This is a genomic window from Pseudomonas sp. EA_5y_Pfl2_R50 (genome assembly GCF_963970475.1).
GTDB lineage: Bacteria > Pseudomonadota > Gammaproteobacteria > Pseudomonadales > Pseudomonadaceae > Aquipseudomonas.
Genome location: NZ_CAXAPT010000002.1, coordinates 118,698 through 145,210, shown reverse-complemented (window position 1 = coordinate 145,210; position 26,513 = coordinate 118,698). Strand labels below are relative to the sequence as shown.

Sequence of the window (26,513 nt, the reverse complement as noted above, 5' to 3'; positions counted from 1 at the left end):
ATCCGATACAAGAGCTATGCCAAGGTTTCTCATTTGTCGACAAGTGGACACAAAGAAGCCCGCAGTCCTTACGGGCTGCGGGCTTCCATTGATCCATAGCGAGCTATTAATGTGCCGGCTGATTTATTAATCAACTCAAGCTGTTACGACTCAACTCACTCTTTGTGCGGCGCAGGCTGCTGCTGGGTAAGGCAGTGGATATTGCCCCCGCCCAGTAACAGTTCACGGCCCGGCACCATGACCACTTCGTGCTGCGGGAACAGGTTCTGCAGGATTTCCTTGGCCGGCGCATCCATCGGATCGTCGAAGCTCGGCGCGATGATGCCGCCATTGACGATCAGGAAATTCACATAGGAACCGGCCAGGCGCACAGACGGATTGCGCTCCTGGGTGCCGTCCACCGGATCGACACCGGCGCACTCTTCTTCGGTCGCGAACAGCGGGCCCGGAATCGGCATCTTGTGCACCACGAACGGGCGGCCCTTGGCATCGGTGCTGCTTTGCAGGACTTTCATCGCCGCCTGGCAACGCGGGTAGTTCGGATCTTGCGGATCGTCGGTCCACGCCAGCAGGACTTCGCCAGGGCGCACGTAACAGCAGAAGTTATCCACATGGCCGTCGGTTTCATCGTTGTACAGACCGTCCGGCAGCCAGATGATTTTATCCACAGACAGATTGGCGCTCAGCAGCGCTTCGATCTCCTCGCGGCCCAGGTGCGGGTTGCGATTGCGGTTGAGCAGGCATTCTTCGGTGGTGATGAGGGTGCCTTCGCCGTCGACATGAATCGAACCACCCTCAAGGACGAAACCTTCAGTGCGGTAACGCGGGCTGCGCTCGATCTCGAGGATCTTGCCGCCGACCTGTGAATCGCGATTCCACGGCGAATACAGGCCACCGTCAAATCCGCCCCAGGCGTTGAAGTCCCAGTTCACGCCGCGCACTTCGCCGCTGTTGTTGATGACGAACGTCGGCCCGCTGTCGCGCACCCAGGCGTCATCGCTGGACATCTCTACCACACGGATATTCGGCACATCGAGGCGGGCGCGCGCGTTTTCGTACTGGCCGGCGGACACCGCAACGGTCACCGGTTCGAAACGGGCAATGGCCCGAGCCACGGCAGCGTGTGCCGCTTGCGCCGGTTTGCCGCCCAGACGCCAGTTGTCCGGACGCTCAGGCCAGATCATCCAGGTCTGGGTTTGCGGTGCCCATTCGGCCGGCATATGGAAGCCATCGGCGCGCGGGGTACTTTTCAATGTGGTCATCGGGATCAGGACTCCAGGGAACCGTCGAGGATTTTTACAGCATTGGCGACTTTATAACCGATAAATATCGGCATTAACAGCAACCGAGAAACCTTCCATCTAAAATTAAGCTAAATTCACCGATATAAATCCAGATCAATGTCAAAGTCCGGCTTACAGGCCCTCTTCGAGCACCCGGTCGAGCATGTCGACGAAGAAATCCACACTGCGCTGAGAGGTCACCATCGGTGGTTTGATCTTGAGGATGTTCAGGTGATCACCGGTCGGCTGCATGAAAATCCCCAGCTCGCGCAGGCGATCACACAGCAACGTGGTCTCCTCGGTCGCCGGCTCGAGGGTTTCGCGGTTGCGGATCAGCTCGACGCCCAGATAGAACCCGGAACCATGCACCGCCCCCACCAGCGGATGTTTATCGATCAATGCTTCGAGCCGCGCCTTGAAATGACCGCCGACCACTTGCGCGTTCTCCCAGAGTTTCTCCTCTTCCATGACATCCAGCACCGCCATGCCGATCTGACAACTGACCGGACTGCCGCCTGCCGATGAGAAGAAGTAACCCTCGGCCTCCAGCGCTTCGGCGATTTCCCGGCGGGTGATCACGGCGCCCAGCGGTTGGCCGTTACCCATGCCCTTGGCCATGGTGATGATGTCCGGCACCACGCCCTGATCCTCGAAGCCCCAGAAAAAATTGCCCATGCGTCCGTAACCGACCTGGACTTCGTCGGCGATACACACGCCGCCCTGGGCGCGCACCAGTCCATACACCTGTTGCAGATAGCCCGGTGGCAATGAGATACCGCCGGCATTGCCGTACACCGGCTCGCAGATGAATCCGGCCAATTGGCGATTTTGCGCAGCGATACTGTGCAGATGATGTTCGACGCTGCGCACATACCCGGGCGCCGAATCCACACCGCGAAACTCGCCGCGATAGAGGTTCGGTGCAGGCACCGGGTGGACCCAGTCCGGTCGGCTCTCCAGCGCTTTCGGGTTGTCGGCAATCGACGTCGACACCGCATCGGCCCCCACCGTCCAGCCGTGATAGGCCTCCAGTACGCTGATCATGTCGCGCCCACCGCTGTAGGCCCACGCCAGACGAATCGCCAGGTCATTGGCCTCGCTGCCGCTGTTGACCAGAAACACCCGATCCATGCCCTCCGGCGCCAGCTTCAGCAAGCGCTCGGAAAACTCGGCGACCGCCGCATAGTTGAAGCGCGAGTTGGTGTTGAGCAGCGACCACTGGCGTGCGGCCACGGCGGCCATACGCGGATGACCATGGCCAAGCACCGCGACGTTGTTGAGCATGTCCAGATAGGAACGCCCCTGCATGTCGATCAGGTGATTGCGCCAGCCGCGTTCGATACGCGGCGGATCGACGTAATAATGTTTTTGCGTGCGGGCGAAACTGGCATCACGGCGTTCAAGCAAGGTTTTCGCATCAAGCTCCGGCTCGGCATCGCAAGCAAGGCCGAGCAACGCCGCCGGCGATGGGCACAACGCCTGCCACGCCGCCGCGCGGGATGGTGTGCAAAACAATGGAGCGTTTCCTGGCGCACCCCGGCTCAATTGCACCCGCAATGGGCCGCTGACCGCCCCCAGCACCTGGCCTTTGACCAGCGCCGCGTCATTGTGCAGCGTCGGGCTCACCCCCCACAAACGCACACTGAGTTGCGCGCTGGCCAATTGCAGCGCGCCGTCCGGCGTTTGATGCAGCACACCGGCAAACGGCGCTTGCACCGGCGTACCGTCCGGTACGCGCAGTTCGACGTGCAGCGGGAAAGTCTCCGGCTCATCGGCCGTGTCCGGGCGGGTGCGCGACAATCGGTACTGACCGTAGCGACTGGCCGCCAGGCCATGGGCCGCCTGCGCCTCGGTCAACAGGCGCTGATCGATACCGTCCTGCTCCCAGTTGCCCGCCTCGAAATGCGGGCTGAGGACGCCAAGGTCGATCAAGGCAAACTCACGCCCCACCAGGCTCGGCAACAATGGCGCAAACCCTGCGCTGTCGATCGCCGGCAAAGGATGCCCGACCGACGTCAGAATGGCGGCTTCCATCAGTGCCAGCGGCACCGACGTCGCGACGCGGAAGATCTCCCATTCATGGCTGAGGTTGTCGCGGCTGTAGGTGTTGCCCGGGTCGATGCTGACCTGTTGCTCACCGCTGAGCACCAGCACCGCGGCCCGGGCCACGATCAACGGCCACAGCGCCTGCAGCTCTTGATATTGCAGGGGGTTGACTGCGTGATACGCCTGAACCGCCGGCAGAATGACAAACGGATCACCTACGGCATGATGCAGCAACGCCGCACACGTCACCGACAGATCGGTGATACGCCAGGTACGCACCAGATCGCCGAAATCGATCACCCCCTGCAACTGCCAGTGACGCTGGGCATCCCGCGCCCAGACGGCATTGTCGTCGGTAATGTCCATGTGAATGGCCTGGACCGGCAGTTGGTCCTGCAACGGCAGTAATCGCTGCTCGGCCTGCTCGGCAGCGCTGGCGATCAATGTGCGTTGCTGCTCGTTCTTGATCACCGGCAACAAATGCTTGATCAGGGCGCTGGCGTGGCGCGCATCCCATTGCAGGGTGCGCTCAAGGCCCGGATGGTCGAAACCGGCCAGTGCCAGATCCATCGCACCGCAGAGCCGGCCGAACTCCGCGACCACGGCGTGGCCCAGATGCTCGAGATGGGTCAGCGGCTGACCTTCGATGTAATCCAGAAGCCGCACATGCACCGCTTCGCCGGCCACCTCCAGCGACAGCAGATCCTCACCATTCCTGGCTGCTATCACCCGGGGCACGGTTACCGAGCCATGCTCGGCGAGGTATTTGAGGCCGGCGTGCTGCGCCTGCAATTCCACAAGGGCGTAGTCGCCACGGCAGATTTTCAGGACAAAGCGCCCACGCGGGCTGTCCACGCGGTAGTTGAGATCCTGCTGGCTGCCCAGGGCCTGCAAGGTGCCGTCGAGCCCGTAATGCTCGACCAGCCATTGCAGCGCCTGTTCTGGCGAAACCTGGGGGCTGGGCAAACTGGCGCGATGAATCAACGTGGCGAGCGACATGAAACGACCCCTGAAATTTTATTAGGCGCCTATATCGCCATTGCCGCCGAGGATGCGCAACCCCCAAATGCTGTAACACAGGCAGGCTATTTGTATTGCAAGACTCGCGCTCTCAGGCACTTTGCGCAAGAATGTCGGCCATGCACCTCTGCCAATGGAAATCTTCATGAATGCAGTGACCACCGATCTGCCCGGTGTTCTGATTATCGAACCCAAGGTGTTCGGAGACGAGCGCGGGTTCTTCTACGAGAGTTTCAATGCCAAGGCGTTTCATGACGCAACAGGCGTAGATGCGCACTTCGTCCAGGACAACCATTCACGCTCACAGAAAGGCGTGCTGCGCGGACTGCACTATCAACTGCAGAACACTCAGGGCAAGTTGGTCCGGGTCACCGCCGGCGAAGTATTGGATGTGGCTGTGGACATCCGTCGCAGTTCGCCGCATTTCGGCAAATGGGTCGCCGTGCGTCTGTCTGCCGACAACCATCGCCAATTGTGGATTCCGGAAGGTTTCGCCCACGGTTTCGTGGTGCTGAGCGAGTTCGCCGAGTTTCTCTACAAGACCACCGACTACTACACCCCCTCGGCCGAACGCAGCATTCGCTGGGACGACCCGGACCTGGCCATCGACTGGCAGCTGGACAACCCGCCAATACTGTCGGCCAAGGACCAGGCGGCGGCATTGTTCAAGGACGCTGACGTCTTTTCCTGAGCCTAGGCATAATGCGCCTGTCCCTACAGGCACATCGGCCCATGAAACCAACACTTCCACACAGACCCCGCTGGCGCAGCCTCGCCCTTCTTGCCTTGTGCCTGGCGCCGTTGCTGTGGCCGCTGGAACACCTTGCCGAGCGCTACTACCGCAGTGAACTGGCCGGGCAGAACCGCCAGACCCTCGACCTGTACGTCGCCAACCTGCTGGGCACCCTGCATCGCTATGAGGTGTTGCCGCAAATCCTCGGTGACTTGCCAGCCCTGCGCTCGGTGCTCGGGGCTCCGGACGACGGTGTCACCCAAGGCAATGCCAACCGCCTGCTGAAGAACATCGCGGCGCAGACCGGCGCTGAAGTCATGTACCTGATGGACACTTCCGGCCAGACACTGGCAGCGTCGAACTGGGACAAACACGACAGCTTCGTCGGCCGCAATTTTTCCTTCCGCCCGTACTTCAGCGAAGCCATGGCCGGGCGGCTCGGACGCTTTTTCGGCCTCGGTACCACCTCGGCCAAACGCGGTTATTTCTTTGCCGCCGCCGTGCGCAATGGCGAAAAAATCATCGGCGTACTGGTGATCAAGGTCGACCTCGACCACACCGAAAGCCTGTGGGGCAAAACCCCGGAGCAACTGCTGGTGACCGACCATAACGGCGTGGTCATCCTCACCTCGCGCCCGGAATGGCGTTTTCGCTCGACCCGGGTGTTGAGTGAGAGCGAACGCGCGGCGATCACCGCGATTCAGCCCTACCCGACCCGTGAACCGCGCCCGCTGAACCTCAGCCCGACCGCGTGGCTGACGCAGACCCACGACATCGCCGAAACCGGCTGGAGTGTCAGCATCCTCGCCCCGCGCACGCTGATCGACCGCCCGGTACGCACGGTGGTCGCCATCGGCGGAGCCACGCTGCTGGTGGCGATGCTCCTGCTCGGCCTGATGATGCAACGCCGCCGCCATTATCTGGACCGCATTGCGTTCGAAGCCAAGGCACGCCGCGAGCTGGAAGGCCGGGTCGCCGAGCGCACCAGCGATCTCGAAGGCCTCAACCGCCGATTGAAACAGGAAGTGCTGGAGCGTGAAAACGCGCAACAGGAACTGGTGCGGGCCCAGGACGACCTGGTGCAGGCCGGCAAACTGTCAGCGCTGGGGACGATGTCCGCGAGCATCAGCCACGAGCTCAACCAGCCTCTGGCCGCGATCCGCAGTTACGCCGAAAACGCCGAAGTGCTGCTCGACCATCAGCGCACCGACGATGCGCGCGGCAATCTCAAACTGATCAGCGAACTGACCGGGCGCATGGCCTCGATCATCGCCCACCTGCGCGCTTTCGCCCGCCGTGATCGCCACGCCCCGGAAAGCGTGGCCCTGCAACCAGCGCTGGACGATGCGCTGGCCTTGCTGGCCAAGCGTCGGCGGAGCATGGAAGTCGAGTTGATCCGCGATTTGCCCGCCGCCACCTTATGGGTCGAAGCAGGGGAAACCCGCCTGCGCCAGGTACTCGGCAACCTGCTGGCCAACGCCCTCGATGCCCTCACCGAAAAAGGCCCGCCGCGCAAACTGTGGCTGAGTGCCGAATCCACCGCCGAGGGCGTCAATCTGTACATTCGCGACAACGGCCCGGGCTTCTGCATGGAAGCCCTCGGCCGCGCCAGCGAGCCCTTCTACACCACCAAGACCCGCACTCAGGGCCTGGGACTGGGGCTGGCCATTTGCGAAACCCTGATGCGCGCCTTCGGGGGCGAACTGTCGTTTGCCAACCACAAGCAAGGCGGCGCCTTGATTACCCTGCGGCTGCGCGCCGGTGCGCCCGGGGTCAGCCTGCAACCGTCCGAGGATCGAAGTGCATGACCATCGACAATCGCATTCAGGTGGTGTTGATCGACGACGATCCGCACCTGCGTCAGGCCCTCGGCCAGACCCTGGATCTGGCTGGTCTGAAAATTCTGCCGCTGTCCGAGGCCAAAGGCCTGGCCGCGCAGCTTGAGCGCGACTGGCCGGGCGTGGTGGTCAGCGACATCCGTATGCCTGGCATGGATGGCCTGGAGTTGCTGAGCGAATTGCACGCGCAAGACGCGGAGCTGCCAGTGCTGCTCATCACCGGCCACGGTGACGTGCCGCTGGCGGTGCAGGCAATGCGCGCCGGGGCGTATGACTTCCTCGAAAAACCCTTCGCCAGCGACGCGTTGCTCGACAGCGTGCGCCGCGCCCTGGCCCTGCGTCGCCTGGTGCTGGACAACCGCAGCCTGCGTCTGGCCCTGAGTGACCGCAACGAACTGAGCGCGCGGCTGGTCGGCCAATCGGCACCGATGCTGCGCCTGCGCGAGCAGATCGGCGCCTTGGCGGCGACCAGGGCAGACGTGCTGATCCTCGGCGAAACCGGCGCCGGCAAAGAAGTGGTCGCCCGCGCGCTGCACGATTTATCCAGCCGCCGCAACGGCCCGTTCGTGGCGATCAACGCCGGCGCGCTGGCCGAGTCCGTGGTGGAAAGCGAGCTGTTCGGCCATGAGCCCGGCGCCTTCACCGGCGCGCAGAAACGCCGGATCGGCAAGTTCGAATTCGCCAATGGCGGCACGCTGTTCCTCGATGAAATCGAAAGCATGAGTCTCGACGTGCAGGTGAAACTGCTGCGCATGTTGCAGGAGCGCGTGGTCGAGCGGCTGGGCGGCAATCAATTGATCCCGCTGGACATCCGCGTCATCGCCGCGACCAAGGAAGACTTGCGTCAGGCCGCCGATCAGGGGCGTTTCCGCGCCGACTTGTATTACCGCCTCAACGTCGCCCCGCTGCGCATTCCACCGCTGCGCGAACGAGGCGAAGACGTGTTGATGCTGTTCCAGCACTACGCCGATGAAGCCAGCTCTCGTCATGGCTTGCCGCCCCACGAACTGCAACCGGCACAACGCGCCTTGCTGCTGCGCCACACCTGGCCAGGCAACGTGCGCGAACTGCAGAACGCCGCCGAGCGGTTCGCCCTCGGCCTCGAACTGGCGCTGGACAGCAACGCTGCAGAAGGCAGCGGCGGCACGGCCGTGGAAATCGTTCACGGCGGGCTCAGTGAGCAAGTGGAACACTTCGAGAAGTCATTGATCGCCGCCGAACTGACCCGCGCTCACAGCTCGGTGCGCAGCCTCGCCGAAGCCTTGGGCATTCCGCGCAAAACGCTGCACGACAAGCTGCGCAAGCACGGCCTCAATTTCGGCGACAGCAGCCATGGGGATGAGAACGAATGAGCGCCAATGCCGAGTATCTGCAAGCGGTTCTGCATCACGACATTCCGCTGACCCGTGACATGGGCATGACCGTGCTCGACTGGCAGGCCCAACAGTTGCGCCTGCATTTGCCGCTGGAGCCCAACGTCAATCACAAGAGCACCATGTTCGGTGGCAGCCTGTACTGCGGCGCCGTGCTGGCCGGTTGGGGCTGGCTGCATCTGCGTCTGAAGGAAGAAGGAATTGACGACGGGCACATCGTGATTCAGGAGGGGCACATCAGTTATCCACTGCCCGTGACGGGAGACGCTACGGCGATCTGCCCGGCGCCGAGTGCGGCGGTGTGGAAGAAGTTTATCGCGATGTACCAGCGCTATGGCCGGGCGCGGTTGACGTTACACACGCGCATCGTCAATCAGGGACGCGATGAGGATGCGGTGACGTTTACCGGGCAGTACGTCTTGCACCGCTAAAGCACAGATCGCAGCCTGCGGCAGGCTGCGATCTGTTGCTCTCAACCGCGAGCCAGTTCCAGAAGTTTCGAACGCCACGCCGCCTTCGCTGGCAACGCCAGAAACGAAGTGTTGAGCAACGATTCCCGCGCCGGATAACAGAACGCCTCACCGCTCAGATCCAGCACCTCACCACCCGCGCCCTCCAGCACCCCTTGCGCCGCAGCGGTGTCCCACTGCGAGGTCGGTGCCAGTCGCGGATAGCAATCCGCCGCGCCTTCGGCCAACAGGCAAAACTTCAACGAGCTGCCGATATTGGCCAATTGCAACTCGCCCAGGCTGGCGCTCAGGCCGGCCAGCAAGCGCTCTTGCTCCGGGCTGGAATGGCGGCGACTGGCGACCACGGTGAACGCTTCACCCGGTGCTGGTACATCGCGCACCTGAATGGCCACCGGGGTGCCGCCCTTGTCACAACGCCAGGCACCGAAGCCGGCACCCCCCACGTAGAAGCGGCCGTTGGTCGGCATCGACACCACGCCAAATACCACCTGACCGTTTTCGATCAGGGCGATGTTGACGGTAAATTCCTCGCTGCCGCTGATGAATTCCTTGGTGCCATCCAGCGGGTCCACCAGCCACCAGCGCTGCCAGCCGGCGCGAACGCTTTGCGCGATGTTGGCGTCCTCCTCCGACAGCACCGGAATGCTCGGATCCAGCGCCTTCAGACCGGCGACGATGACGTGGTGCGCCGCGATATCGGCGGCGGTCACCGGCGAATCATCGGACTTGGCCGTCACTTCAACGCCCGCGCGCCAGAACGGCAAAATCGCCTCACCGGCCTGCAATGCCAGCTCAACCACCGGCGCCATCATCGGATGGGGAAAATTCATCGACATCTCACTCATAACTGAAAGAACCCGCGCTGGCTCAGCAGGTCACGGGTCAAATAAAGCGCCGCCAGTGCGCGGCCTTCGGAAAATTGCGGATTCTGCGCCAGCGTCGACAGGTCGCGCAGATTGACCTTGTCGACCCGCATCGGCTCGGGCTCATCGCCTTCGAGCCGTTCTTCGTACAGATCAGTGGCCAGCACCACCTGAATTTTCTGGCTCATGTAACCGGGCGACAACGACAACTCGGTCAGGTGCTCCAGTTGCCGCGCACCGAAACCGGCCTCTTCCTTGAGCTCTCGTTCGGCCGCCGCCAATACGTCTTCGCCCGGTTCGATCAAACCTTTAGGCAGGGACAATTCGTATTGATCTGTGCCACCGCAATATTCTTCGATCAGGACCGCGTGCTCGGCATCGAGCATGGCCACGATCATCACCGCGCCGTAGCCGGCGCCCTTGCCCACCAGACGCTCGTAGGTGCGTTCCACGCCATTGGAAAAACGCAGCTTCAACTCTTCGACGCAGAACAGACGACTGGTAGCGACGATCTCGCGGGCAAGTACGGTGGGTTTCTGGCGCATGCAAAGCTCCTTGGCGTGAACGCGCTACTATAACGCGGCTTTCCCGATTGTTTATGTCGGATATCTTTCTACCGTTCGAGACGTTGCCATGCCTTCATTACCGTGGTCCGACATCGATACCGTTCTGCTGGACATGGACGGCACGTTGCTGGATCTGCACTTCGACAACCACTTCTGGCTGGAACACCTGCCCCAGCGTTACGCTGAACTGCACGGCGTCAGCCGGGCCATGGCCGAGATGGAATTGCAGCCGCTGTTCGAACGCCATGCCGGTCGATTGCAGTGGTATTGCCTGGATTTCTGGAGCGCCGAACTGAAGCTGTCAGTGCGCGAGCTGAAAGTGGAAACCGCGCACCTGATCGCCCTGCGACCGGATGCCGATACCTTTCTGGAGGCGATCAAACGCGCTGGCAAACGGGTGATCATGATCACCAACGCGCACCGTGATTCGCTGTCGCTGAAACTGGAGCGGATTGAACTGGCGCCGTATTTCGAACGACTGATCAGCTCCCACGATTACGGGTTCCCCAAGGAGAACCCGCAGTTCTGGGATGCCTTGCAGGCGGATATCGATTTTGATCCGGCGCGCAGTCTGTTTATCGACGATACCTTGCCCATACTGCGCAGTGCGCGGGAATTTGGTGTGGGGCATTTGCTGGCGGTGAAAGAGCCGGACAGCCGCAAAGGGCCGAAGGACACGGCTGAGTTTGCCGCCGTCGAGGACTATCGCAGCTTGATCGCAGGGCTTTGATACCGAGTTGCCCCATTCGCGAACAGGCTCGCTCCCACATCTGGAATGCGATCAGATGTGAGAGCGAGCCTGTTCCGGGCGGCGTTCCGGAGAAAGCGTGTCGACGCGTTACTCAGGAATACGCAGGGTCTGCCCCGGATAGATTTTGTTCACGTCCTTGAGCATCGGTTTGTTGGCTTCAAAGATCTTGTTGTACTGGTTGGCATTGCCATACACAGCGAGGGAAATCGCGCTGAGAGTGTCGCCCTTTTTCACCACGACAAACTTTGCTGCGGCCACCACTGGCCCGGTCACCGTAATCTGGTCATCAACGCTGCCCACACCTTCAATATTGCCCACTGCCAGCAGAATCTTCTCCTTCTCCTCCTGACTCGCGACTTCACCGGTGACGGTCACTTTGTCGCCGTCCACCGTCGCCTGCACATTCGGGTTGCCCAGACCGACCTTGCTGATGTGTTCCTTCAACTGCTCACTGGCATTGGCATTGCCCGGGGTCAGCAGATCGATCAGCTTCTCACCGGCTTCTTTCACAAAGCTCAAAAGACTCATGGCGCACACTCCTTGATTTGGGTTCCAGACGTCCAAGCCTAGACCACGACAGACAAACCCGATTGCAAGCCGACCAATGACCCCGCCACCACCGAGGCGGTAGAATCCCCCAACCCCTGCCAGCACCCGGAGCGACGATGGACATCAAGCAACTGAAATTCCTCATCGCCCTCGACGAGACCCGCCATTTCGGCCAGGCCGCCGCGCGTTGCCACATCACTCAACCGACCCTGTCGATGCGTTTGCGCAGCCTCGAAGAGGAGCTTGACCTGCCGCTGGTCAACCGAGGCCAGCGCTTCGAAGGTTTCACCGCGCCGGGCGAACGGGTGCTGGCGTGGGCACGCTCGGTGCTGGCGGCTTACGACGGTTTGCACGCGGAAGCTGCGGCCTGTCGCGGTAACCTGATCGGTACGCTGCGGCTGGGCGTGGTGCCGCTGTCGAGTTTCGATCCGTTGCCATTGATGCAACGCCTGCATGGCGCGCATCCGGACCTGCGTTTCGAAATGTCAGCGCTGAGTTCCGAGCAGATCCTCGAGCAACTGGCGAACAATCGCATCGACCTCGGCGTGTCCTATCTGGATCGTCTCGACAACGAACGCTTCGAAGCCCTGCCCTTCACCGCAACCCGCATGGGCCTGCTGTACGACCAGCGCACCTTCAGCTTCGGCGAGGCACCGCTGAGCTGGGAATCGCTGATCGAACTGCCCCTCGGGATGCTCACCAGCGGCATGCATTTTCGCCAGTCCATCGACCACAACTTCCACAGCCGTGGCCTGACTCCGCAAGCGCTGCTGCAAACCGATGCCGTGCATCAATTGTTGCAAGCCGTGCATGGTGGTTTTTGCTGCGCGATCATGCCGCTGGAAGGCGGGCTGGAAAAGCTCACCGACCACCTGCGCCTGCAACCCATCGAAAACGCCCAGACCCTCGCCCCGCTGGGCCTGATCATGCGTCGCGGGGCACCGCGTTCGGCGCTGGCCGAAGCCTGTTTTGCGCTCTATCAACAATCACCCATGAACTCTTGATCGACGGTATCTATCAATAGATCGATAGTAGCGATTAGACGCGACAACTTGCCGCGCCTAGTCTTAGCGTTGATCAAACCGTCGGTGATGCCATGAACGCCAAGCGCCCAGCCTGCGCGGCGCCAGCACTCAAAACGCCCGCGCCCGCCGCCAGCCAGACATACAGTTTCAGCGATCTGCCCCGCGAGGCATCGGCCAGCACCGCGCTGGCCGAGGAAGTCGCGTTGGCGATTGCCTACAACGGCATCAGCCAGGCGGTGATGCTGGTCACACCGACCGACCTTGAAGACTTCATCGTCGGCTTCAGCCTCGGCAGCGGCATCATTGAGGACGCCACCGATATCTATGACCTGCAACTGACCGGCGCCGGTTCTGCGCAGTACGCGCAAGTGACCATCGCCAACCGCGCGTTCTGGAATCTCAAGCAGCAGCGCCGGCAATTGGCGGGCACCAGCGGATGCGGACTGTGCGGCGTGGAAGCGGTCGAGCAGGCGCTGCCCGATCTCAAGGTGTTGCCCGGGGCACCGTTGCCACCGGTCGAATGGCTGGACGGTTTGCGTCAGCGCATCGGTGCCTTTCAACCGCTCGGCCAGCATTGCGGTGCGGTGCATGCAGCAGTGTTCATGAATGCCAGCGGCGAATTGTTGCTCGGACGCGAAGACATCGGCCGGCACAACGCCCTCGACAAACTGATCGGCGGCCTGATCCGCCAAAAGATATCCACAGCAGGCGGGCTGGCGATTGTCACCAGCCGTTGCAGCCTCGAATTGATCCAGAAAGTCTTGCGTGCCGGCATTCAGACCCTGGTCAGTCTGTCCGCACCTACAGGCCTTGCCGTGCAATGGGCCCGTCGACACAACCTCAATCTCATCCACCTGCCGCAGAAAAGTGCGCCGCGGGTGTATAGCCCCGCGATGGAGAATCAAGCGTGAGCCAACATCATCAAGCCGACCAGAAACCTGTCCCGCGCTACAAGCCCTACAAAGGCGCCGCCGGCGGCTGGGGTGCCCTGATCAGCGTGGCGCAGGCCTGGTTGACCAGCGACAACGCGCTGAAAAACCTGCGCATGATGCTCAAGACCAACCAGAACGGCGGCTTCGACTGCCCGGGTTGCGCGTGGGGTGATTCGCCGGAAAGCGGCATGGTCAAGTTCTGCGAAAACGGTGCCAAAGCCGTGAACTGGGAAGCGACCAAACGTCGTGTGGATGCCAGGTTCTTCGCCAAACACAGCGTGACTTCGTTGCTGGAGCAGAGCGACTATTGGCTGGAGTATCAGGGTCGTCTGACCGAGCCGATGGTCTACGACGCCGAAACCGATCGCTACAAACCAATCAGTTGGGACGACGCCTACGCGCTGATCGCCAAGCACCTGCAAAACCTGCCAAGCCCGGATCTGGCCGAGTTTTACACCTCGGGTCGCGCCAGCAACGAAGCGGCGTATCTGTACCAGCTGTTCGTGCGCGCCTATGGCACCAACAACTTCCCTGATTGCTCGAACATGTGCCATGAGGCCAGCGGTGTGGCGCTGGCGCAAAGTGTTGGCGTCGGCAAAGGCACCGTGACCTTCGACGATTTCGAACACGCCGATGCGATTTTCGTCTGGGGCCAGAACCCGGGCACCAACCACCCACGCATGCTCGAACCGCTGCGTGAAGCGGTGAAGCGTGGCGCGCAGGTAGTGTGCATCAACCCGTTGAAGGAGCGTGGTCTGGAGCGTTTCCAGCACCCGCAACACCCTATCGAAATGCTCACCAACGGCGACAAGCCGACCAACACCGCGTATTTCCGCCCGGCACTCGGCGGCGACATGGCGGTACTGCGCGGCATGGCCAAATTCCTGCTGCAATGGGAGCGCGATGCGCAGAAGGCTGGCGAACCTGCGGTGTTCGACCACGACTTCCTCAACGCCCACAGCGCCAACGTGCTGGAGTACCTGGGCGTGGTCGATGACACGCCGTGGGAGCAGATCGTCGAGCAGTCCGGCCTGACCCTGGTCGAGATCGAGCAAGCCGCACGCATGTATGCCAAAGGCAAAAACGTCATCATGTGCTGGGCGATGGGCATCACCCAGCATCGCCATTCGGTGCCGACGATTCAGGAAATCGCCAATCTGATGCTGCTGCGTGGCAACATCGGCAAACCGGGCGCCGGGCTGTGCCCGGTACGTGGTCACAGTAACGTGCAGGGCGACCGCACGATGGGCATCAACGAACGCCCGCCCGTGGCGTTCCTCGATTCGCTGGAGCGTCGCTTCCAGTTCAAGGTGCCGCGCCACAACGGCCATAACGTGGTCGAGGCAATCCATGCGATGGCTGAAGGTCGCGCCAAAGTCTTTATCGGTCTGGGCGGCAACTTCGCCCAGGCCACACCGGACAGCCCGCGCACCTTCCAGGCCTTGAGCAACTGCGACCTGACCGTGCAGATCAGCACCAAACTCAACCGAAGCCACTTGGCTCACGGCAAAGACGCGCTGATCCTGCCGTGCCTCGGCCGTACCGACATCGACATCCAGACTGAAGGCCCGCAGGCGGTCACCGTGGAAGATTCGTTCAGCATGGTTCACGCCTCCAACGGCCAGTTGCAGCCGCTGTCGAACCAGATGCGCTCGGAGCCGTCGATCATCGCCGGCATCGCTGCTGCCACCCTGGGCAGCAAACCGGTGGACTGGAACTGGCTGGTGGCCGATTACGGGCGCATTCGCGAACTGATCGCCGACACTATCCCCAACTTCAAAGAATTCAACGAGAAGATCAAGAACCCGGGCGGCTTCTACCTCGGCAACAGCGCCGGTGCCCGCAAGTGGAACACACCGTCGGGCCGCGCCAACTTCCGTGCGAACATGCTGCCCAAAGATCTGGTGCACGAACGCACCCGCGCCACTGGACAACTGCCGGACCTGATCCTGCAATCGATGCGCTCCCACGATCAGTACAACACCACGATTTACGGTCTCGACGACCGTTATCGTGGAGTCAAGGGCCAGCGCGATGTGTTGTTCGCCAATGAGGCCGACATCATTCGCCTGGGCTTCCGTCCGGGACAAAAGGCTGACATCGTTTCGCTGTGGGATGATGGTCGCGAGCGCCGGGTGAAGGGCTTTACGCTGTTGGCGTTTGATATTCCGGCCGGGCAGGCCGCGGCTTACTACCCGGAGGTGAATCCGCTGGTGCCGTTGGAAAGCACCGGGGATGGTAGCCACACGCCGACCTCGAAGTTCATTGCGATCCGGCTGGAAGCGGCGAGTGAGACGGGGTTGATCATGGCTGAATCGGCTTAACGCGGCGCTTGAACCGGCCTCTTCGCGAGCAAGCCCGCCCACACTGGAATGCATTTCAGATGTGGGAGCGGCCTTGCTCGCGAAGGCGTCGGTTCAGACAACACATTTCTACGCTCAAACACTTTCCAATCGCCCACAAAAAAGGCCGCTTTTTCACAAAAGCGGCCTGTCCGAAGTAGCTAAAGACCGGCAAAAATCGATTAAGTTCCGCATACAAATCAGCAACTTGCGAAATTGTATACAGGTCGTGCTATTCGTCGGATTTCGATTGTCACGCTTGTTACACAGCCTCAGGATCGGCGCCGTCATCCCTTTGAGGCTCCTCTATGAAGTTCTCCTCGATTCTCTTGTTGTCCCTTGGCCTGGTCAGTGGTTTCGCATCTGCTGGCGGCACCACCGAAGCAGGTGTGGGCGGCGCATTGGGCGGGGTTCTTGGCTCGGTCGTCGGTCAGTCTTTAGGCGGCAGCACAGGTTCAACCATTGGTGCGGCCCTGGGCGGCGCGGGTGGCAGTGCGGTGGGCGCAGACAAACGCAGCCGTGGCGAAGCCGCCATCGGCGGTGCGTTGGGCGCGGCCGGCGGTAACGTGGTAGGTCGCAGCGTGGGCGGCACCACCGGCAGCCTGATCGGAGCAGCAGCCGGTGGCGGCGCGGGTGGCGCGCTGGGCAACTACATGGGCAACAAGAGCGATGACGATGATCGTCGTTATGATCGCGGTCGTGACCGTCGCTACTATCGCGATGACCATCGTGGTCGCGGTCATGCCTATGGCCACCGCAAGCACCACAAGTACTATCGCCATCACTAAGATGGGTGCTTGAACAAAAATCGCAGCCCGAGGGCTGCGATTTTTTTTGCTTTTCTCAAACCACCAGACGTTCCAACGCCTCCCGCAGGCGGGCCGGGATCGGCACCGGCTGATTGCTCGCCCGGTCAACGAACACATGCACGAAACGCCCTGCCGCACACGCTTCGCTCTCGCCCACCTTGAACACGGCCAATTCGTATTGCACCGAGCTGTTACCCAATTTGCCAACCCGCAAACCGATCTCGATCAGATCCGGAAACGCGATCGAGGCGAAGTAATCACACGCCGAACTGACCACGAACCCCACCACCTCGCCGTCATGGATATCCAGACCACCCACCTGAATCAGGTAGGTATTCACCGCCGTGTCGAAAAAACTGTAATACGTGACGTTGTTGACGTGGCCATAGGCGTCATTGTCGTGCCAGCGCGTGGTGACAGGCTGGAAATGCAGATAATCGCTGCGTTGTGGCATCGGGTTGGACATCAGTGTCGATTCCTTTAATGATCTGCCCAGTCTAAAGGTAAAAACCCTTGCCTCGCGCCGCCAGCTCGCCAATCAAGGGCGCCGGCCGCCAGTGATCACCCTGTCGGGTCTCCAGCGCCAACAATCGCTTGTGAATGTCTGCCAGACCCTGATCATCCGCCCAGGCCATCGGCCCGCCTCTCTGCGCCGGAAAGCCGTAGCCATTCAGATAGACCTGATCGATATCACGCGCGGACTCGGCAATCCCTTCCTGCAGGATCTTCGCGCCTTCGTTGACCAACGCCAGCAGACACCGCTCAAGGATCTCCTCGGAGCCGATCTCACGGCGCTGAAAGCCCAACCTCTCGCTAACGTTCAACACCAGCGCATCAACCTGGGGATCATGCTCGGCCTGACGACTGCCAGGTTCGTAATGGTAATAGCCGTTACCGGACTTCTGCCCGAACCGACCCAGTTCGCACAAGCGATTATCCACTTGAACCTCTGGCGCCTCCTGCCCCTTGCCAGCCAGCTCGCGCGCGCGCCATTCGAGATCGATGCCCACCACGTCGTACATGCGAAACGGCCCCATGGCAAAACCGAAGCTCTGCAGCGCCGCATCGACCTGTTGTGGATAAGCGCCCTCAAGCAACATCTTGCGCGCCTCCAGCACATACGGATGCAGCATGCGGTTGCCGATAAAACCGTGGCAATTGCCCGACACGACGCTGACTTTGCCCATGCGCTCGCCCAGCGCCAACGCTGCTGCCAGCGCGGCGGGAGAAGTCTGCGCCCCTCGAACGATTTCCAGCAGCTTCATGATGTGCGCCGGACTAAAGAAATGCAGGCCGAGCACCTGATTCGGGCGCTTTGTCGCCGCGGCAATTGCATCGATATCCAGCGCTGAAGTGTTGCTCGCCAGCAATGCCTCAGGCTTGAGCAAGCCATCCAGCTCACGGAAGATCTTCTGCTTGAGTTCGAGATTCTCGTACACCGCTTCGATCACCAGATCGACATTGCGAATGGCCGCGTAACCCGCCGCCGCACTGATACGGGCAATGCGCGCATCGGCCTGCGCCTGATCAATCCGCCCCTGGCGCACGTTGTGTGCATAAGTCTCGGCCACGGTGACAAGTGCCTGTTCAAGCATCTGCGGATTGTTGTCCACCCACTGCACGGCCACGCCGGCACTGGCCAGGCACATGACAATACCACGGCCCATGGTGCCCGCACCGATCACGGCAGCCTGCTGAATATCGAAGGATGTCTGGCTCATGTTGTTCTCTTGTTGGCGATCCGAAGACAGATCCCAACCATAGTCAGCCCGCCATGCTTTTTGAAGTTTATTACCGTGATGATCAACATTCAGCGGATGGATACAGGCCTTCAGGACGCCACATTTCCCCTTGTGGTTTCTTGTTTAGTCCAGCAAGTGATTGTCTGCCCATCTGCGCACTTCGGCGTAAGGGTATTGCTCCAGCGCCGAGTACCCGGAAATCGCCCGCGCCTTGAGTTTGGTGAACATCGGCACGCTGATCCCGCACAAAAACCGCGTCAGTCGCTCTGCGGTTGGAATACTGCCGGTGTGCTGCTCATGCCTGTGGATAAAATCGCCGCACAACGCCGCGAAATCTTTATCCACAAGCGTCGGTAATTCCGGTGGTGCCGGCAACCGTGCGACATGCCCGTGACACACCGAACAATGCCCGCAATGCTCAGGCGCGTCGTGGTCGCCGAAGTACTCGGCCAATCGATAACCCAGGCACCGTTCGGTGGCGAACATTTCAAGCATCGCGTGAATCCGCGCGACCTCGGTCTGCTCATGCCGGGTGAAGTAGCCATGCAGCTCGCCACTCAACACATCGCTGTCAAAGTCGCTGTGCAACAGGCTGTAGACCTCGGTCATCTGCTTGCTCTCAAGCTCGACCCAGCCCTTCTCCTGAAAATAATCCAGCGCCGCCACCACGCGGTTGCGCTCTGCCGAATACTGCGCGTACATCGCGTCGAAATTCACCGTAGCCCAGGTGCGTGCGCGGCTTGAGGTCTGAATGAGCGCCGCGACGAAATCCCTGCGCTCGCCCTCGAAGCGCTGAAGAATGGCCTCGGGTTCCAGCAGGTATTTGAAACGGTACTCGGCGTAATAGGCATAGCGCGGCGCGATCAAGCCGTGCAGTTCCAGTTGCACCAGCAACGTCTTCAACGGCAACGAACGAATGTTGCTTTGATCCGCCAGCGGCCCGAGCAAGAACTCCCACTGCCCTTCTGGCGCCGAGGCCTTCAGTTCATCAAGCACATGGCGAATGCCCTCGCGCTCCGGTGTATCACCGTAAACGAAGTTTTCCAGCACATTGAGACTGTCGCGGTTGGCCAGTACCAGACAATCCGACGGTTGCCCGTCACGTCCGGCACGACCGATCTCCTGACTGTAGTTTTCGATGGATTTGGGCAGGTCGAAGTGCACCACATTGCGGATGTCACTCTTGTCGATGCCCATGCCGAAAGCGATGGTCGCGACGATGCAATTGGACTGCCCGGCCATGAAGCGCTTCTGGATCACCTCACGTTTATCATTCGGCAAACCGGCGTGGTACGCCTCGGCCTGAATACCGTTGCGCAGCAGATGCTCGGCAATGTGTTCAGCAGTTTTCTGCAACGTGACGTAAACGATGCTCGGCTGCCCGGGACGCTGAGACATCCACTCCACCAGACGCCGGCGCTTGTCCTGACCGCGTACCGGTTCCACCAGCAGATTGAGGTTGGGCCGGTAGAAACCGGTGGTGACTACATCGTCAGGGGCGATGGTGAATTTGGCCTGCATGTCGGCGATGACTTTCGGCGTCGCTGTGGCCGTCAGCAGCAAGGTCTGCGGGATATTGAACTGCCGTTGGTAATCGGGCAGTTTCAGGTAGTCGGGACGGAAATTGTGGCCCCACTCCGAGATGCAATGCGCCTCGTCCACCACCAGCAACGAGATCGGCACCTGCTGCAAGAAGTTGCGGAAGCGCTCGTTCTTCAAGCGCTCCACGGAGATCATCAGGATTTTCAGTTCACCCGCACGGGCGCGGGCCATCACGTCATTGGCATCATCGCGACTCTGTGCCGAATCGATGCTGCCCGCGGAAATTCCGTGGCGTTCCAGGAAGGCCAGTTGATCCTGCATCAACGCCAGCAACGGCGAGACCACCAGCGTCAGGTGCGGCAGCATCAGCGCCGATAGTTGATAGCAAAGGGACTTGCCGGAACCCGTGGGGAAAATCGCCGCCGCCGAGCGCCCGGCGAGCACCGCGCTGATCGCGGCCTCTTGTCCGGGACGAAACTGTGGATAACCAAAAACCTGTTCCAGGGTGTTGTGCATTCGCTGTCACTCCTTTGACCGCTGCCATGCCAACAGCCTAGCGGGCCATCGCAGCGAGTCGAGAAAAGGTCGGGGCCAAATCGATTCGGAATGATACAGCGTCAGATGCTTCGCAACGGGAAGAAACAAACGACTCAAATTGTTTATCGCTGCGTTTGTGGCAGCGCGCTAACGTGCCCTCTCTTCCGCACCACGCCCGGACGGCTGAGGTGCCTGGCAAACTCATCAAGGAATGAAAATGTCGAACACAATCAAACTCCCTTTCGTACTCACCCTCGCATTTCTGCTGCTGGGTGGATGCATGCGGGTTCCCGATGATCTGCCGCCGCTTGCCAGTCACGTGAAGGCCGTTGCAGCCACGCAGGTCTGATCTCCGTCAGGGTAACAACACCGCGACACGTAATTGTTCGTTCAACATTTGCTCGTGCACGCCCTGACTCTTGCTCGCCCAAAGCGCATGGCCGGGGCTGATATCGCCAGTAAACGCCGCCGCCAATTGACGCAAGTCGGCAACACCGCGCACGCGAGGGCAAAATGGCTGGCCGTCACAGTCTTTGCTGGCGCTGTGATAGGTGTTCAGCAAATGATCCCACAGACTCTCGCGCACTTGTCTGACCGACTTCAGTTGCACGTGCGGCACACCCAGGCGCTGCTCGAGTCCCTCCTCGTCCAGCGCCTCACTGGCAAGCAAGGCCTTGCCGAACATCAACACTTCAGCGCGCGAGGCCGTGTCGACGCTCGCCTGACTGGTGAGCGCATCCGGCCATCCCGTGCGATCCAGCTGATTCATCATCAGCGTGTTGCCAAGCTCGGTCGACATCACCAAGGGGCAGCCGCTGATCCACAGCAATACCATCGAGGCCATTCGTAGCCAATGCATACCTAATTCCCTTTAAGCGCGTATCGGACGTTTGGAAACGTCCCACAGATTCTGGCGCGCACCATACAGAGGTTTGCTGAGAAACGCCTGACAAACCAGTAGGAAATTTCCCGCCTAGGGGTTTTACCGTGCAGAGGCCAAGAAACCGCGTAGGGCAAATGCCCAAACCCCGGAAAAACCCCTACGAACGCCGTCCATTTTGGCTGTCTTGTTCCGCCGTTCGGCAGCCTTTTATAGTGGCGGCGTGGCTGACAAATCGTATTCGCCATCAGAGTGCCTTCGAAGGAAACGCCTCACCATGATCACCCGTTACCGCCCGCTCAAAAGCTGCTACAGCGAAAATCCTGTACTCGTCATCGACACTCAATCCAGTCACGGCGACTTGCTTGATGCCGCCGACCAGCGTTTGCGTGCAGCCAGCGATCTGCTGGAAACCCTCTACTGCATGTGTTTCAAAAAAGCCGATGCCAAAGACATCCCCAACATCGTCAATGCGCTTTATTTGCTAGTGCAGGACGGTTGCGACTTGCTCGAAGTTGCAAAACAAAAACAACCGGGATAATCACCCTTACAAACCAGGAAACAACAGGACTCTTTATTTACTCACCTGCCCGACACTAAGTTGCTTGCTCTTATATTTAACCAAGGGCAACACCATGACAGTTTTAACCATTTTCTTTTGCGGCACTGGCTCCAACAAGTTCGACGTCAATCACACAAACTTTCACGACGGCGAATTGATTTCCACATTGGCGGCCAATCATCCCGGTCGCGAGTTTGCCGAGTGGATCGTCGTCGACGGCCCCGGCAGCGGTAACCTGCAGGCCGACGACCTGCTCACCAAAAGCAAGGAATACGGCTTGAGCGGCACTTTGTTCGGCAAGGGCTGGGAAGAAAACGTCCGGCACGCCGTCAATGTCATCAAGGGCAAATGTGACTGGCAGCGCGAGCAATTGACCGAAGCCGAATACAACCGCCTCAAAGCCGCCGGTATTCCTATCGAGGATGTGAAAGTTGAAGGCTCATGGTTCTGGCGTAAATATAACTATGGCGATCGCAGCATTACTCAACAGAAACTACAGGAACAAATCATCAAGACGTTCCGCACCGGCGGTGTCATTCCAACTCAAGTCAATCTTGTCGGTTGGAGCCGGGGCGGCATTAGTTGCCACATGCTGGCCAATACCCTGTTAAAAGATCAACAACTTAAGCATATTCCGATCAACATATTTGCCCTCGACCCTGTGCCGGGTATCGGCAACTTCCAGGAAGAGCGCGTCAAACTCGGCGCCAACGTCAAAGAATATGTGGGTTTTTACGCTCGCGACGAGCGCTCCAAAGGCTTCAGCTGCGTCATCCCGCAAACCGCCCCGGGCACTAAAACCTCCATCTATCCCATGGCCGGCCGCCACGCGACCATGGCGGGTAATGCCACTGCCAGCGGAGGTGTTCCGCTTAACACCGACGACCTGAAAAGGCTGGTCGAACCTGGGCGCATCGTCCGCCACTTCGCAGAAACCTGCCTGAAGCGCTGGGGCGTTCAACTGAGCAAAACCCTGAACCTGACCGACGCCGATCTGAACCTCCTCACTGGCAATATCGCTCGCAATGAAGCGCTCTACCAACTGATGCACGGCCAGTCCTACACCTACTTCACCGAACTGGACAAAGGCGAGCGCCCGGTTTCGCTGGGCAGCAAAGGCGTGCCGTTCTCGACGGTGAAGGGCACGATCTATCAGCCGGCGACAGGGCTTTCGACGAGCCTGCTGGATATTTCGGCGTATCGGCATTTGCGTTGAAAGGCGTTTATCAGACGCTAGGAACGTCCGGCCAAATCTTCGTCCGCTTCCTACAGGAGCAGACGCTTTGTCGCCTATCGGCGCTTGAGGGTGTGAACCTATAGTTGTGGCTGTCGCTGCTAATCAGCGGCTCGGGCTTGGTCACCCGTATTAGATGTGCATTTACAGTCGTTGTATGCTGCTGGCGCTTTTTTGTGTCAGCACGCTTTATGGCGGCTGTGTTCGGGACGCCTTCGGGCGTGCCGGTTGTGAATGCCTCATCGGTTGACCAACCCGAACGCAGTCCGCCACCTATCGCTTGGTCACGGTGGGTGCGGATTCACATGACGCAAAACGAGGCAAAAAATAATGAAAACATGGAATCACTTCACCGCTGATCGCTACCGCCCACTCGAATCAAACCTCACCGACACAAAGCCACTGATCATCGACTCAGAAGCCAATCCGCAAGACATCCTCGAATGCGCCGTCCAGCGCCTGCGCGCTTCAAGCGACCTGCTACGCACCCTCTACTGCCTCAACTTCAAACAAGCCGACGTCGAAGACATCCCTCACATCACCCACGCCTTCCAAAAGCAGCTAGTTGTGAATCCGTCTATCGGCGATGTAATAGAAGGGGCGGGAGGAATGCGTTGGCTGATTGAGCAACATTCTGCGGGAATAATGGCAGTCAAGCCTTTGCCTCAGGATCAGTTACCCACAAAAAAGCCGCCCCAATGGGCGGCTTTTTCATTCACCACAAACCAATCTTACAATTTTGGCCCAGCCGCCTTGATCGCGTCGCTCACTTCGAACTTCTTGAAGTTCTCGATGAACAGACCGGCCAATGCTTTGGCAGCCTCGTCGTATGCAGCCTTGTCAGCCCAGGTGTTGCGTGGGTTGAGCAGGTTGGTTTCAACGCCCGGTACGGCCAGTGGCACGTCGAGGTTGATGGTGTCGAGGTGTTCAGTGGCAGCGCCGATCAGCGCGCCGCTCTGGATCGCCGCGATCACCGCACGGGTGGTCGGGATGTTGAAGCGCTTGCCGACGCCGTAGCCGCCGCCAGTCCAGCCTGTGTTGACCAGATAAACCTTCGAACCGAAACCGCGGATGCGCTTGATCAGCAGCTCTGCGTATTCGCCAGCCGGACGCGGGAAAAACGGTGCGCCGAAGCAGGTGGAGAAGGTCGATTTGATGCCGCTGCCCGAACCCATTTCAGTCGAGCCCACCAGAGCGGTGTAGCCGGACAGGAAGTGGTAGGCCGCTTGTTCTTCGTTGAGGATCGACACTGGCGGCAGCACGCCGGTCAGGTCGCAGGTCAGGAAGATTACAGCGTTTGGCTCGCCGCCCAGGTTCTTCTCGGAACGTTTGGCAACGTGCTCCAGCGGGTAGGCTGCGCGGCTGTTCTGGGTCAGGCTGACATCGGCGTAGTCGGCGTGCTTGGCGTCGTCGATGACAACGTTTTCCAGCACGGCACCGTGCTTGATGGCTTTCCAGATAACCGGCTCGTTCTTCTCGGAGAGGTCGATGCACTTGGCATAGCAACCGCCTTCGATGTTGAAGACAACGCCTTCGCCCCAGCCGTGTTCGTCGTCACCGATCAGGTAACGGCTTTCGTCAGCCGACAGGGTGGTTTTGCCAGTGCCCGACAGTCCGAAGAACAGGGTCACGTCGCCTTCTTCGCCGATGTTGGCAGCGCAGTGCATTGGCAGCACGTCAGCAGCCGGCAGCAGGAAGTTCTGCACGGAGAACATGGCTTTCTTCATCTCACCGGCGTAACGCATGCCAGCGATCAGCACTTTTTTCTGTGCGAAGTTGATGATCACGCAACCATCGGAATTGGTGCCGTCACGCTCAGGCACGCATTCGAAGTTGGCCACGTTGAGCACTTGCCACTCTTCACGACCAGCCGGGTTGTACTGGGCCGGGTTGATGAACAGGCAACGACCGAACAGATTCTGCCAGGCAGTCTGGGTGGTCATTTTCACAGCCAGGTAGTGATCTTCAGCTGCGCCTACATGCACGTGGGAAACGAAGTGCTCTTGCGCGTTGTTGAAGGCTTCCACGCGAGCCCACAGGGCATCGAACTTGTCGGCCGGGAACTTGCGGTTGATCGGGCCCCAGGCGATAGCGGCCTGAGTCGAAGGCTCTTCAACGATGAAACGGTCTACAGGCGAACGACCGGTGCGATGACCAGTACGAACAACCAGAGCGCCGGTATCGGCAAGCTCGCCCTCACCGCGGTTCAGGGCTTCTTTTACCAGATCATCAACACTCAGATCGGTGTACACGGCGTTATTGGCTTGCGTCATGAGGTTCCCCGTCGGCCAGTGGCCGAGTGTGCTCCAAACGTTTTGTAGTAGAAAGTCGTGCACTACTACCGCGAAAAAAGTGGGCCGGATTATGCCAGAAAAGCCCAAAAAGAGTAGGGTCCTCCCGTCGTAACGGCGAAATTCCGTCGTTACGCAGTGAATTTACCTGCGCTGAACCGTTTTAGTGCCGGGTATCTGACGGCGTGTCCACGCCTGCGCCAGCGAACAACTGAGCAATATCGGCCGAATCGAACAGGTACTGCTGATTGCAGAACTGGCAATCGATCTCGACTTTGCCACCCTGCTCGGCTGCCAGCGCCAGCGCATCTTCCAGCCCAAGGCTGACCAGCGCATTGCCCGAGCGTTCCCGCGAGCAGCTGCAGTTGAAGCGCAAATGTTGCACGTCGAACAGGCGCACCTGCTCTTCGTGGTAGAGACGATGCAGCACGGTTTCATTGTCCAGGCTGAGCAATTCATCGGCGCTCAGGGTGCTGGCCAGCGCGGTGATGTGCTGCCAGCTGGCGGCGCGATCTTCTTCGTCTTTCAGACGATCGGCCGGCAGCTGTTGCAGCAGCATGCCACGGGCACGACGGCCGTCGGCAAACAGCTTGAAGCGGGTGCCGACCTGTTGCGACATGACGAAATAATTGGTGAAGCATTCCGACAGGGTTTCGCCGTCGAGGTCGACGATGCCTTGGTAGCGCTGGCCGACGTTCGGGTCGACGGTCAGGGCCAGAACGCCGTTCGGCATCAGGTCGGCGAGGGTCGCATCCGCCGCGATCTGCTCGGCGTTGTAGCGCGCCAGACCACGGATCTCGCGCTCGCTGGAGCATTCGATCATCAGCAGCGGAATCGGGCCTTCGGAGCGCGCCTGCAAGATCAGCAAACCGTCGAACTTCAGCGTGCCCACCAGCAACGAGGCGGCCGCCATCAATTCGCCCAGCAGTTGCGCCACTGGCTCGGGGTACGGGTGCTTGGCGAGGACTTCGGCGTAGCTGCGCTCAAGCGCCACCAGTTCGCCGCGGGTGTCGCTGTCATCGAAGATGAAGCGCTGTGTGAAATCGGTATCCGGTAGGTCGGTCATAGGTCTGGGTATCTGAATGTGGTGACAAAATGGTTACAAGACGTGAAAATTTGCGCTTC

The 26,513-nt window shown here is 60.2% G+C and carries 23 protein-coding genes and 1 pseudogene; 13 read left to right on the top strand and 11 right to left on the bottom strand.

Going from position 1 to position 26,513, the window contains the following annotated elements; translation table 11 throughout:
* Positions 1 to 155: 155 nt before the first annotated feature.
* Both aguA and AACY19_RS03865 read right to left on the bottom strand, forming a co-directional pair.
* Complete coding sequence (aguA, locus tag AACY19_RS03870) at positions 156 to 1,262, bottom strand: agmatine deiminase (protein ID WP_339448111.1); 1,107 nt, start codon at positions 1,260 to 1,262, stop codon at positions 156 to 158.
* A 153-nt stretch (positions 1,263 to 1,415) separates the two neighbouring features.
* Positions 1,416 to 4,328, bottom strand: a complete 2,913-nt coding sequence (locus AACY19_RS03865; RefSeq protein ID WP_339448109.1) for an aminotransferase — start codon at positions 4,326 to 4,328, stop codon at positions 1,416 to 1,418.
* A 166-nt stretch (positions 4,329 to 4,494) separates the two neighbouring features.
* Between AACY19_RS03865 and rfbC the strand changes: the two genes are divergently transcribed.
* Genes rfbC through AACY19_RS03845 form a run of 4 tightly spaced genes read left to right on the top strand, consistent with a single transcriptional unit; the run spans position 4,495 to position 8,724 of the window.
* Entirely contained in the window at positions 4,495 to 5,040 is a 546-nt protein-coding gene (gene rfbC / locus AACY19_RS03860; RefSeq protein WP_339448107.1) for a dTDP-4-dehydrorhamnose 3,5-epimerase, read from the top strand.
* 41 nt (positions 5,041 to 5,081) lie between these two features.
* Positions 5,082 to 6,890, top strand: a complete 1,809-nt coding sequence (locus AACY19_RS03855; RefSeq protein WP_339448105.1) for a sensor histidine kinase — start codon at positions 5,082 to 5,084, stop codon at positions 6,888 to 6,890.
* Positions 6,887 to 8,272 carry a sigma-54-dependent transcriptional regulator gene (locus AACY19_RS03850; protein ID WP_339448103.1) on the top strand — a complete coding sequence of 462 codons (1,386 nt, stop codon included), beginning with the start codon at positions 6,887 to 6,889 and terminating at the stop codon, positions 8,270 to 8,272. Before AACY19_RS03855 ends, AACY19_RS03850 begins: the two co-directional genes overlap by 4 nt.
* The gene (locus AACY19_RS03845) at positions 8,269 to 8,724 is read left to right on the top strand and encodes a thioesterase domain-containing protein (protein ID WP_339448101.1); all 456 of its coding nucleotides are present in this window, start codon (positions 8,269 to 8,271) and stop codon (positions 8,722 to 8,724) included. The genes AACY19_RS03850 and AACY19_RS03845 overlap by 4 nt, the downstream gene beginning before the upstream one ends.
* 41 nt (positions 8,725 to 8,765) lie before the next feature.
* Here the strand turns inward: AACY19_RS03845 and cysQ are convergent, their stop codons facing one another.
* Together cysQ and nudE are read right to left on the bottom strand one after the other, a co-directional pair.
* A complete protein-coding gene (cysQ, locus tag AACY19_RS03840) occupies positions 8,766 to 9,593 on the bottom strand; it encodes a 3'(2'),5'-bisphosphate nucleotidase CysQ (protein ID WP_339448099.1) in 828 nt (275 codons plus the stop codon).
* 11 nt (positions 9,594 to 9,604) lie between these two features.
* Positions 9,605 to 10,171: an ADP compounds hydrolase NudE gene (gene nudE / locus AACY19_RS03835; protein ID WP_339448097.1), complete on the bottom strand. Its 567-nt coding sequence runs from the start codon at positions 10,169 to 10,171 to the stop codon at positions 9,605 to 9,607.
* Positions 10,172 to 10,259: 88 nt separating this feature from the next.
* Here nudE and yrfG point away from each other — a divergent pair, with 88 nt between their 5' ends.
* On the top strand, positions 10,260 to 10,922 hold the full coding sequence (yrfG, locus tag AACY19_RS03830; protein WP_339448095.1) for a GMP/IMP nucleotidase: 663 nt from the start codon (positions 10,260 to 10,262) through the stop codon (positions 10,920 to 10,922).
* 108 nt (positions 10,923 to 11,030) lie between these two features.
* Here yrfG and lysM read toward each other — a convergent pair whose 3' ends face one another.
* On the bottom strand, positions 11,031 to 11,471 hold the full coding sequence (gene lysM, locus AACY19_RS03825) for a peptidoglycan-binding protein LysM (RefSeq protein ID WP_123449437.1): 441 nt from the start codon (positions 11,469 to 11,471) through the stop codon (positions 11,031 to 11,033).
* A gap of 137 nt (positions 11,472 to 11,608) precedes the next feature.
* Here lysM and AACY19_RS03820 point away from each other — a divergent pair, with 137 nt between their 5' ends.
* The 4 genes from AACY19_RS03820 (at position 11,609) to AACY19_RS03805 (ending at position 16,579) form a co-directional block, all read left to right on the top strand.
* The gene (locus tag AACY19_RS03820) at positions 11,609 to 12,496 is read left to right on the top strand and encodes a LysR family transcriptional regulator (protein WP_339448089.1); all 888 of its coding nucleotides are present in this window, start codon (positions 11,609 to 11,611) and stop codon (positions 12,494 to 12,496) included.
* A gap of 92 nt (positions 12,497 to 12,588) precedes the next feature.
* Positions 12,589 to 13,428, top strand: coding sequence for a formate dehydrogenase accessory sulfurtransferase FdhD (gene fdhD / locus AACY19_RS03815; protein ID WP_339448087.1), 840 nt, complete (start codon positions 12,589 to 12,591; stop codon positions 13,426 to 13,428).
* Positions 13,425 to 15,773: an FdhF/YdeP family oxidoreductase gene (locus AACY19_RS03810; RefSeq protein WP_339448085.1), complete on the top strand. Its 2,349-nt coding sequence runs from the start codon at positions 13,425 to 13,427 to the stop codon at positions 15,771 to 15,773. Before fdhD ends, AACY19_RS03810 begins: the two co-directional genes overlap by 4 nt.
* 326 nt (positions 15,774 to 16,099) lie before the next feature.
* Complete coding sequence (locus tag AACY19_RS03805) at positions 16,100 to 16,579, top strand: glycine zipper domain-containing protein (RefSeq protein WP_339448083.1); 480 nt, start codon at positions 16,100 to 16,102, stop codon at positions 16,577 to 16,579.
* 55 nt (positions 16,580 to 16,634) lie between these two features.
* Here the strand turns inward: AACY19_RS03805 and AACY19_RS03800 are convergent, their stop codons facing one another.
* The 3 genes from AACY19_RS03800 to AACY19_RS03790 form a co-directional block, all read right to left on the bottom strand.
* A complete protein-coding gene (locus AACY19_RS03800) occupies positions 16,635 to 17,066 on the bottom strand; it encodes an acyl-CoA thioesterase (RefSeq protein ID WP_339448081.1) in 432 nt (143 codons plus the stop codon).
* 31 nt (positions 17,067 to 17,097) lie between these two features.
* Positions 17,098 to 18,321 carry a 3-hydroxyacyl-CoA dehydrogenase gene (locus AACY19_RS03795; RefSeq protein ID WP_339448079.1) on the bottom strand — a complete coding sequence of 408 codons (1,224 nt, stop codon included), beginning with the start codon at positions 18,319 to 18,321 and terminating at the stop codon, positions 17,098 to 17,100.
* A gap of 144 nt (positions 18,322 to 18,465) precedes the next feature.
* On the bottom strand, positions 18,466 to 20,400 hold the full coding sequence (locus AACY19_RS03790; protein ID WP_339448078.1) for a RecQ family ATP-dependent DNA helicase: 1,935 nt from the start codon (positions 20,398 to 20,400) through the stop codon (positions 18,466 to 18,468).
* 238 nt (positions 20,401 to 20,638) lie between these two features.
* Between AACY19_RS03790 and AACY19_RS03785 the strand changes: the two genes are divergently transcribed.
* Positions 20,639 to 20,770 carry a hypothetical protein gene (locus AACY19_RS03785; protein ID WP_339448077.1) on the top strand — a complete coding sequence of 44 codons (132 nt, stop codon included), beginning with the start codon at positions 20,639 to 20,641 and terminating at the stop codon, positions 20,768 to 20,770.
* Between the two features lie 6 nt (positions 20,771 to 20,776).
* On the opposite strand, the gene AACY19_RS03780 is transcribed toward AACY19_RS03785, so the two are convergent.
* Positions 20,777 to 21,280 carry a polysaccharide deacetylase gene (locus AACY19_RS03780; protein WP_339448076.1) on the bottom strand — a complete coding sequence of 168 codons (504 nt, stop codon included), beginning with the start codon at positions 21,278 to 21,280 and terminating at the stop codon, positions 20,777 to 20,779.
* A 298-nt stretch (positions 21,281 to 21,578) separates the two neighbouring features.
* Between AACY19_RS03780 and AACY19_RS03775 the strand changes: the two genes are divergently transcribed.
* The 3 genes and pseudogenes from AACY19_RS03775 to AACY19_RS03765 all read left to right on the top strand — a co-directional run.
* Positions 21,579 to 21,842, top strand: a complete 264-nt coding sequence (locus tag AACY19_RS03775; protein ID WP_339448075.1) for a hypothetical protein — start codon at positions 21,579 to 21,581, stop codon at positions 21,840 to 21,842.
* Between the two features lie 94 nt (positions 21,843 to 21,936).
* Positions 21,937 to 23,079 carry a hypothetical protein gene (locus AACY19_RS03770; protein ID WP_339448886.1) on the top strand — a complete coding sequence of 381 codons (1,143 nt, stop codon included), beginning with the start codon at positions 21,937 to 21,939 and terminating at the stop codon, positions 23,077 to 23,079.
* A 348-nt stretch (positions 23,080 to 23,427) separates the two neighbouring features.
* A pseudogene (locus AACY19_RS03765) lies at positions 23,428 to 23,646 on the top strand (hypothetical protein); the annotation flags it as partial.
* 182 nt (positions 23,647 to 23,828) lie between these two features.
* Here AACY19_RS03765 and AACY19_RS03760 read toward each other — a convergent pair.
* Both AACY19_RS03760 and hslO read right to left on the bottom strand, forming a co-directional pair.
* Complete coding sequence (locus AACY19_RS03760) at positions 23,829 to 25,370, bottom strand: phosphoenolpyruvate carboxykinase (RefSeq protein WP_007952682.1); 1,542 nt, start codon at positions 25,368 to 25,370, stop codon at positions 23,829 to 23,831.
* A 181-nt stretch (positions 25,371 to 25,551) separates the two neighbouring features.
* Entirely contained in the window at positions 25,552 to 26,454 is a 903-nt protein-coding gene (gene hslO / locus AACY19_RS03755) for an Hsp33 family molecular chaperone HslO (RefSeq protein WP_339448074.1), read from the bottom strand.
* Positions 26,455 to 26,513: the final 59 nt, after the last annotated feature.

Coding starts and splice junctions, on each gene's coding strand:
- aguA (WP_339448111.1), bottom strand. CDS start 1,262: ATGACCACATTGAAAAGTACCCCGCGCGCCGATGGCTTCCATATGCCG.
- nudE (WP_339448097.1), bottom strand. CDS start 10,171: ATGCGCCAGAAACCCACCGTACTTGCCCGCGAGATCGTCGCTACCAGT.
- cysQ (WP_339448099.1), bottom strand. CDS start 9,593: ATGAATTTTCCCCATCCGATGATGGCGCCGGTGGTTGAGCTGGCATTG.
- AACY19_RS03775 (WP_339448075.1), top strand. CDS start 21,579: ATGATCACCCGTTACCGCCCGCTCAAAAGCTGCTACAGCGAAAATCCT.
- hslO (WP_339448074.1), bottom strand. CDS start 26,454: ATGACCGACCTACCGGATACCGATTTCACACAGCGCTTCATCTTCGAT.
- fdhD (WP_339448087.1), top strand. CDS start 12,589: ATGAACGCCAAGCGCCCAGCCTGCGCGGCGCCAGCACTCAAAACGCCC.
- AACY19_RS03800 (WP_339448081.1), bottom strand. CDS start 17,066: ATGTCCAACCCGATGCCACAACGCAGCGATTATCTGCATTTCCAGCCT.
- AACY19_RS03805 (WP_339448083.1), top strand. CDS start 16,100: ATGAAGTTCTCCTCGATTCTCTTGTTGTCCCTTGGCCTGGTCAGTGGT.
- yrfG (WP_339448095.1), top strand. CDS start 10,260: ATGCCTTCATTACCGTGGTCCGACATCGATACCGTTCTGCTGGACATG.
- AACY19_RS03855 (WP_339448105.1), top strand. CDS start 5,082: ATGAAACCAACACTTCCACACAGACCCCGCTGGCGCAGCCTCGCCCTT.
- AACY19_RS03865 (WP_339448109.1), bottom strand. CDS start 4,328: ATGTCGCTCGCCACGTTGATTCATCGCGCCAGTTTGCCCAGCCCCCAG.
- AACY19_RS03790 (WP_339448078.1), bottom strand. CDS start 20,400: ATGCACAACACCCTGGAACAGGTTTTTGGTTATCCACAGTTTCGTCCC.
- AACY19_RS03760 (WP_007952682.1), bottom strand. CDS start 25,370: ATGACGCAAGCCAATAACGCCGTGTACACCGATCTGAGTGTTGATGAT.
- AACY19_RS03780 (WP_339448076.1), bottom strand. CDS start 21,280: ATGCATTGGCTACGAATGGCCTCGATGGTATTGCTGTGGATCAGCGGC.
- AACY19_RS03850 (WP_339448103.1), top strand. CDS start 6,887: ATGACCATCGACAATCGCATTCAGGTGGTGTTGATCGACGACGATCCG.
- AACY19_RS03845 (WP_339448101.1), top strand. CDS start 8,269: ATGAGCGCCAATGCCGAGTATCTGCAAGCGGTTCTGCATCACGACATT.
- rfbC (WP_339448107.1), top strand. CDS start 4,495: ATGAATGCAGTGACCACCGATCTGCCCGGTGTTCTGATTATCGAACCC.
- AACY19_RS03820 (WP_339448089.1), top strand. CDS start 11,609: ATGGACATCAAGCAACTGAAATTCCTCATCGCCCTCGACGAGACCCGC.
- AACY19_RS03785 (WP_339448077.1), top strand. CDS start 20,639: ATGTCGAACACAATCAAACTCCCTTTCGTACTCACCCTCGCATTTCTG.
- lysM (WP_123449437.1), bottom strand. CDS start 11,471: ATGAGTCTTTTGAGCTTTGTGAAAGAAGCCGGTGAGAAGCTGATCGAT.
- AACY19_RS03770 (WP_339448886.1), top strand. CDS start 21,937: ATGACAGTTTTAACCATTTTCTTTTGCGGCACTGGCTCCAACAAGTTC.
- AACY19_RS03795 (WP_339448079.1), bottom strand. CDS start 18,321: ATGAGCCAGACATCCTTCGATATTCAGCAGGCTGCCGTGATCGGTGCG.